Raw genomic sequence first — 2,058 nt, forward strand, 5'->3', positions numbered from 1 at the left:
CGTGGTTTTTTCATTTGTGGGAAAGATCATGGTTGTTCTCTTCTTTTTTGGCCTCGTCGGTTCGAAGGGGAGAACGTTTTATTTTTGGATAACGGCCAGGCCGCGCACTGTTTGTGGTGTGTGGTGGTTGTTTGTCTGTTTTTGTCAGGTTTTTGGGCCTTTCATTGTTTTTTGATTCTTCTGATTTGAAGGGTTTTTGATGGAGGGTTTGATCCTGGCTCAGGACGAACGCTGGCGGCGTGCTTAACACATGCAAGTCGAACGGTAAGGCTCCAGCTTGCTGGGGTACACGAGTGGCGAACGGGTGAGTAACACGTGGGTGACCTGCCCTGCACTTCGGGATAAGCCTGGGAAACTGGGTCTAATACCGGATAGGACCGCACCGTGAGGGTGTGGTGGAAAGTTTTTTCGGTGTGGGATGGGCCCGCGGCCTATCAGCTTGTTGGTGGGGTAATGGCCTACCAAGGCGGCGACGGGTAGCCGGCCTGAGAGGGTGGACGGCCACATTGGGACTGAGACACGGCCCAGACTCCTACGGGAGGCAGCAGTGGGGAATATTGCACAATGGGCGGAAGCCTGATGCAGCGACGCCGCGTGGGGGATGACGGCCTTCGGGTTGTAAACTCCTTTCACCATCGACGAAGGGTTTCTGACGGTAGATGGAGAAGAAGCACCGGCTAACTACGTGCCAGCAGCCGCGGTAATACGTAGGGTGCGAGCGTTGTCCGGAATTACTGGGCGTAAAGAGCTCGTAGGTGGTTTGTCGCGTCGTCTGTGAAATTCCGGGGCTTAACTCCGGGCGTGCAGGCGATACGGGCATAACTTGAGTACTGTAGGGGAGACTGGAATTCCTGGTGTAGCGGTGAAATGCGCAGATATCAGGAGGAACACCGGTGGCGAAGGCGGGTCTCTGGGCAGTAACTGACGCTGAGGAGCGAAAGCATGGGGAGCGAACAGGATTAGATACCCTGGTAGTCCATGCCGTAAACGGTGGGCGCTAGGTGTGGGTTTCCTTCCACGGGATCCGTGCCGTAGCTAACGCATTAAGCGCCCCGCCTGGGGAGTACGGCCGCAAGGCTAAAACTCAAAGGAATTGACGGGGGCCCGCACAAGCGGCGGAGCATGTGGATTAATTCGATGCAACGCGAAGAACCTTACCTGGGCTTGACATATACAGGATCGCGCCAGAGATGGTGTTTCCCTTGTGGCTTGTATACAGGTGGTGCATGGTTGTCGTCAGCTCGTGTCGTGAGATGTTGGGTTAAGTCCCGCAACGAGCGCAACCCTTGTCTTATGTTGCCAGCACGTTGTGGTGGGGACTCGTAAGAAACTGCCGGGGTTAACTCGGAGGAAGGTGGGGATGACGTCAAATCATCATGCCCCTTATGTCCAGGGCTTCACACATGCTACAATGGTCGGTACAGTGGGTTGCCAGTCCGTGAGGGCGAGCTAATCCCGCAAAGCCGGTCTCAGTTCGGATCGGGGTCTGCAACTCGACCCCGTGAAGTCGGAGTCGCTAGTAATCGCAGATCAGCAACGCTGCGGTGAATACGTTCCCGGGCCTTGTACACACCGCCCGTCACGTCATGAAAGTCGGTAACACCCGAAGCCAGTGGCCTAACACATTTTGTGGGGGAGCTGTCGAAGGTGGGATTGGCGATTGGGACGAAGTCGTAACAAGGTAGCCGTACCGGAAGGTGCGGCTGGATCACCTCCTTTCTAAGGAGATTATTTTTTCTTTGTGTCATGTGTCATCGTGTTGGTGGCGTGTGGCTATTTTTTGTTTTTTGGGTGGAACACCTACTGGTTAGATCACTGAAGTGGTGGTCTGCGCGTGCGTGTGATGATTTTAAGCGTTTGTGCTTTCCTTTGGTGTTGGTTGGTTGTTGGTGCGCTGTTGGGTGTCTGGGATGACACATGTTGTTGTTCCTGTTGTACAGGTTGCTGCGTGCTGCGGGCAGGCTGCTGTTGTGGTGGTTTGTGTGTGGTGTGTGGGTGTTGTGTGAGAACTGGATAGTGGACGCGAGCATCTTGTTTTTCTGTAAGTTCGATTTTGTC

At 54.5% G+C, this 2,058-nt stretch carries 1 protein-coding gene and 1 rRNA gene; one reads left to right on the forward strand and one right to left on the reverse strand.

Going from position 1 to position 2,058, the window contains the following annotated elements; translation table 11 throughout:
- Positions 1 to 196 precede the first annotated feature (196 nt).
- A 16S ribosomal RNA gene (locus QP977_RS10935) occupies positions 197 to 1,719 on the forward strand.
- Positions 1,720 to 1,812: 93 nt separating this feature from the next.
- Here the strand turns inward: QP977_RS10935 and QP977_RS10940 are convergent.
- A partial coding sequence (locus QP977_RS10940; protein WP_284847306.1) for a hypothetical protein occupies positions 1,813 to 2,058 on the reverse strand: 246 nt, incomplete at its 5' end.

The sequence above is a fragment of the Corynebacterium sp. MSK012 genome (assembly GCF_030232435.1).
Classification (GTDB): Bacteria; Actinomycetota; Actinomycetes; order Mycobacteriales; family Mycobacteriaceae; genus Corynebacterium; species Corynebacterium jeikeium_D.